This is a genomic window from Acidimicrobiales bacterium, assembly GCA_036491125.1.
Classification (GTDB): domain Bacteria; phylum Actinomycetota; class Acidimicrobiia; order Acidimicrobiales; family AC-9; genus AC-9.
Genome location: DASXCO010000093.1, coordinates 1 through 5,057, shown reverse-complemented (window position 1 = coordinate 5,057; position 5,057 = coordinate 1). Strand labels below are relative to the sequence as shown.

General features: G+C 68.6%; 6 protein-coding genes. 3 read left to right on the top strand and 3 right to left on the bottom strand.

Translation table 11 applies throughout. From position 1 onward, the window contains the following. Positions 1-262: hypothetical protein (locus VGF64_07965; protein ID HEY1634677.1), on the top strand; the 262-nt coding region annotated here is incomplete at its 5' end. A 297-nt stretch (positions 263-559) separates the two neighbouring features. Next, positions 560-1,108 carry an isoprenylcysteine carboxylmethyltransferase family protein gene (locus VGF64_07960; protein ID HEY1634676.1) on the top strand — a complete coding sequence of 183 codons (549 nt, stop codon included), beginning with the start codon at positions 560-562 and terminating at the stop codon, positions 1,106-1,108. Positions 1,109-1,397: 289 nt separating this feature from the next. On the opposite strand, the gene VGF64_07955 is transcribed toward VGF64_07960, so the two are convergent. Both VGF64_07955 and VGF64_07950 read right to left on the bottom strand, forming a co-directional pair. Continuing rightward, positions 1,398-1,922, bottom strand: a complete 525-nt coding sequence (locus VGF64_07955; protein HEY1634675.1) for a pyridoxamine 5'-phosphate oxidase family protein — start codon at positions 1,920-1,922, stop codon at positions 1,398-1,400. 291 nt (positions 1,923-2,213) lie between these two features. Further along, complete coding sequence (locus tag VGF64_07950; protein HEY1634674.1) at positions 2,214-3,470, bottom strand: FAD-dependent oxidoreductase; 1,257 nt, start codon at positions 3,468-3,470, stop codon at positions 2,214-2,216. Positions 3,471-3,822: 352 nt separating this feature from the next. On the opposite strand from VGF64_07950, the gene VGF64_07945 reads away from it, so the two are divergent. Then, positions 3,823-4,851, top strand: a complete 1,029-nt coding sequence (locus tag VGF64_07945) for a DUF3048 domain-containing protein (GenBank protein ID HEY1634673.1) — start codon at positions 3,823-3,825, stop codon at positions 4,849-4,851. A gap of 20 nt (positions 4,852-4,871) precedes the next feature. Here VGF64_07945 and VGF64_07940 read toward each other — a convergent pair. Next, positions 4,872-5,057 (bottom strand): hypothetical protein (locus VGF64_07940; protein HEY1634672.1); only part of this gene is annotated, 186 nt, incomplete at its 5' end.

Sequence of the window (5,057 nt, the reverse complement as noted above, 5' to 3'; positions counted from 1 at the left end):
ATCGGCGGGGATATTCGCCCACGCTGGTGTCGATCTCATCGCCGCCTTCCCTGAATCGGCGGCGGGTGTCGGCGTTCTGCTGCCGCCACACGGCCAGCAGCTGCTCGGGTGGGCTGTCGGCCTTGTCGGCGCGCTCACTCCCGACCTCTATGTGGAGTACTTCCGTGATCTGAGCGAACTGCCCGTCAATGAACGGGGGCTCCTCGATCCCACCGACATCGGCCGGACGATGGCGGCGTATGCCACCGAAGTGATCCGGTAACCCGCAGATACAGGTGTATGAAGCGCTCAAACCTCACCTAGAAAGGATCGCCGGGAGTCGTCCCCTAATCGCGGGACCTCAACTGCCACCTACCGCCGGCTGGTGGGCGCGTCCAAGGGTACGATGGCTTCACGGCCGGGGCGCTCGACAGAAGAGGACGGCACTGTCTTCGAGGCCCCGGGTATCGATCGTCTCGGCGAGCGCGGCGGAGATCGGCTCGTTCTCGACCCGGCCTTGCTGATCCCAATCCCGAGGTCCTCGTCGCTGCTGCGAGGCACTGTGGCAGTCTGAGTCACGATGCGTGCGGTCGAGCTGGTCTTCGCCGGCGGGTGGGCGGCGTTCTGGCTCTATTGGCTCGTGGCAGCCTTCTCCACGAAGAGGGGCCGCATCCCGTGGTCGCGCGAGCTGCGTATCCGGGCGGTGATCGTAGTCATCGTGGTCCTCTTGATCCGCGTTGGCGCCTTCCGCGGCCACGGCCTCAGCACGGATCCATCGCGCGCCGGTCTCGGGCTGATCCTCTTCGGCCTCGGGTTGGGATTCGCGATCTGGGCCCGCGTGCACATTGGGCGCAACTGGGGCGCCCCGATGACGCAGAAGGACGAGCCCGAGCTGGTGACCACCGGCCCGTACCGCTTGGTCCGCCACCCCATCTACTCGGGCATGCTGGTCGCCGGCGTCGGCACCGCGGTGGCGCTGAGTTGGCTTTGGCTGATCGCCGTGGGCTTGGCCGGGGCCTACTTCCTCTATAGCGCGACCGTCGAGGAGCGCTACTTGACAGCGCAGTTCCCCGACACTTACCCCGTGTATAGGCGCTCGACCAAGATGCTCGTGCCGTTCATCTTCTAAGCGGACTCGGTCGGGGTTGTCTCGGCGAGGACGGCCGCTGAGCTCGATGTTCTGGCAGATCGGCGGCGCTGCCGAACTGCACTCGCTATCGCCGGCCCAGGAAGCGTCCCGTACCACTCAACCTGCTTCGAACGCTGGATGCGCCCATGCCGGTTATGCAGGCGACACGGCGTGGCCCCGGAAAGAGTGAGCCCGCGACAAGGCCTGACCAACGCTGGACGAGCGGAGTGCCGACTCGAGGAACTCATCCATCGGCGAGCGCTGGATGGGCCGCCTCACTGGGCTGAGGCTAGAACCTGAAGCGAGTCAGCCCGCCCGGCTCGGTGCCCAGCGCAACGGTCACCGAATGTGGCTTGATGCGATAGACGTTCCACGGCGGTGGGCCCTGCGACGGCGCGTTGAACGGGGCGGTAATACCGGACCTGGTTTCATCCAGTTCGGCGGGCCACCCTTGGTCCGCCCAGGCCTTGGCAAGGCGTGTCAGCGTGGTCGGGTCGGTCTCCCGCGCTGCTTCACCCTCGGCCACGATGTCTGCATCGCGGATTGACACCGCGATCGAGCAGCGGGGGTCGCGGGCGACGTTGCGGCGCTTCCGGGTACCCGATCCGGTCTGGAACCAGAAGCATCCGTCCAGCCAGAGCGCACCGACCGCGGTCACGTGCGGGCTGCCGTCCTCGTTCACCGTCGAGAGCCACGTCGTCCGAGCGTTGTGGGCGTCTGGAGCCGGCGGCGTTCCGGCATCGAGCTTCTCAACTACGTTCGCCCAGTTCACCGGCGGCAGTCCGTCCGTCGCACCCAAGTTGATGATGTCCATTGCGTCCCCCTTCTGGTAGTCCGGCGATCCGGCTCAGGGTCGTGTCCATTAGACGGTTACCGGTCGGCAGAGTCATCGCGCCCCAATAATCCTCTCCCGACCTCGCCCTATCTCCCCACGCCCGACTGCCATCGAACGCCGGGTCGAGGTGACGCGAGATAAGCGGGCCGCGATATTTCCGAGCGGTGTCCGTGCAGGCCGTCAGAGACCGGCACCTATCCGACAACCGAGCCGACAGTCACGCGGTCCCAGATGCGCCCGGGTCCCCCGTTCGGCATGAGAAGCCGAGGATCAGTCCAACCCTCCGACGAAGGCGCCCGTCGCACGCAGGTCCTCGCGCAACGCGGCGACGTCAACGTCGTGGACGCCGACACCAGCGGCCGCAGCCCGCGCTGCGCCCGCCCCCGCGGCCTCGCCGGTCGCCATCGCCGCGGGGATCTCCTTGGTGGCCTGGTGCACATAGCGGGTCGTGGAGATGCACCTCCCGGCCACCAGCAGGTTCGCCACCGCCGGCGTGACGAGGCAGCGGTACGGGATGTCGAACACCACGTGGCGCCGGGTCCAGTGGCCCGTCTGGGCGATCGAGTCCGGAAAGCGGACGTCGCCATCCTCCTTGCGAAGGACGTACTCGCCGACCAGCCGCCGGCTCTCGGTGATCCCCAGCATGCGCGCGTAGTCGTCGAGCCAGGCGTCGGCGAAACCAGGCGCCTCCCGTCGGAGTCGCTCGAACTCGGCGCGCGCCGCCAGTCGGCACCGCACCTGTGCCTCCGTCATGTCGTCGGGATCGCACGGATCGACCCGATCGGAGGACGGCCCCCAGGGGACCAGGACGCGCCCCCACCCGGTGGTGAGGAACCAGGCACGACCGGCGTCGTCGAGCGCCGCGTCGCGCACACCACCGACCCGGAACCACAGGTACGGCGGGATGGTCACCCGCTCGTGGTCGGCTCCGGCCGCGACGGCCACGTCTCCGTCGCCGGTGGCATCGACCACCACCTGCGGGCAGATCGCCTCCCGACCGCGCTTCGACTCGACGATGACGGCTTCGACAGCTCCGTCAGCCATCCCGACGGTGGCGAACCAGCTGTGGAGGCGGAGCCGGACGCCGGCTGCCGCCAGTGTCTCGTGGGCGACATCGACGAAAACCTCGGGGTCGAAGGCCACCGAGTACCGCACCGCCTCTGGCGGAGCACCCCAGATGAGCCCCCATCGGCGCCATCGTCCCACCGCCGCGCGGTCCTCGCTGTCCCACTCAGTCACAGTTGGGTAACGCGCCGCTCCGCGCTCGTCGATGCGGTCGACGAACTCCTGGCAGAGCCCCGACACCACCGCGGTGCCGTCCCCGTCATCCATGGTCAGGAGCAGGTTGATGAGCCCGACCGTCGCCAGGCCACCGAGAAACCCCGACTGCTCGAGGAGCCAGGTGTCAGCCCCTCGCCGTGCAGCAGCGAGCGCGGCCGCAACTCCGGCCGACCCGGCCCCCACGACGAGCACGTCGGGTCGACCGATCACCGGTAAGCGGCGGGCGGGCTCGAGCCACGACGACACGAGTTGATTGTGTCCGACCACGGGACCGGCGGAAACTCGCTGGCCCTTCGCACCCGCAGCTGCGACGGTGGGGGCACCAACCGACGACCCGATGACAGAGCGCGAAATGCATCCTCTTCTGCTCCACGACTGGACTCCCGAGCCCATGGTCAGACGACGGGCAACCGCGCCCGGCCGTCCGTGCCCGCCGAGGCGCGGAGCGGGCCGGGGGCGCTGGCATCGGCACTCCTGGAGAACCGGACGCTGGAGGCGCTCACTTGGGATGTGGATGGTCGAGGCCGGCCTCGCCCTCGCCGTCCGCGACTGAGCGACGGTCCGACAGGGGCCGCCGGCGACGCTCTAACCTGTCGATGTGCCTCCCTCCTCACGGACGACCACGCCCGGGCGTCGACACCTGTCGACGCTGTCAATCGGGGTTGCCCTGTCGACCGCCGCGCTCATCGCCGCCAGCTGCTCGAGTGGCAGCAAGACCACGGCAAGCGGCCCCACCGTCGCACCACTGACCGGTTTGGTCGTCCCGAGCGTCAACCAGCGGCCAGCCCTGTCGATCAAGGTCGACAACTCGCCGCCCGGCCTACCCCAGTCGGGTCTCAACCAGGCTGACATCGTGACCGACGCCCTCGTCGAGGGCGGCCTCACGCGGGTGCTGGCCACGTACCAGTCCCAGAACGCGACCCAGGTCGGCCCGATCAGATCGGCTCGTCCGGTCGACGCGGCACTGCTGCGCCAGCTGGGCGGGGGCATCTTCGCCTACTCCGGCGCGGCCGCAGGTGAGATCGCACCGGTCAAGGCCGAGTCCACGGCAACGTTGGTGTCCTTCGACGCAGGTAGTTCGGCCTTCAAGCAGCTCCCGGGGCATCCGGTGCCGTTCCAGGTGTACGCCTCGACGAACGACCTCTACGCCGCCGGGGCGAAGGCCGGCGCGAGCACGAGCCCGCCAAAGCCGATCTTCACCTACAACGCCGCCGTGCCGAAGGGTGCGAGCGGCGTCACCGCCAACATCCCGATGTCGAACAGCTCCACCGTGACGTGGACCTGGGACCCGACGACGCAGTCGTACCTGCGCACTCAGAACGGCAAGGCTGACGTGCTCGCCGACGGATCGCGTATCTCGGCGACTGATGTCGTGGTGCTGTCGACGGCCATCGGGAAGACGGGGATCTTCGACAGCGCTGGTAACGAGGACCCACTCGTCATCGTGGTGGGGTCTGGGCCGGCCTCCGTCCTGCGCAACGGCCAGGTGATCACAGGTACCTGGACGCGCAACACCATCAACGACACGATGAAGCTCACGGACTCGTCGGGCACAACCATCGCGCTGCAACCCGGTCGGTCGTGGATCGAGCTGCAACCCCGCCCGCTGCAGCCCGCCGTCTCGTAGGCGTCACCGCCGCTCGTCGCTCAGACGACAGCGCCGGACGGATCCTCCGGTCGGTCCACCGACGGTGCCAGGACTCCCGCGGCCGCCACTGCGCCCGAGATGGCGAGGAGCATCGTCCAGCGGCCGAACCGAGGCAACGAGCGGAACGCGAGCAGCGTGGCCAGAAGGTCCCCGGCGTCAGCCAGGCCGCCGGCTTCCATCCAGCC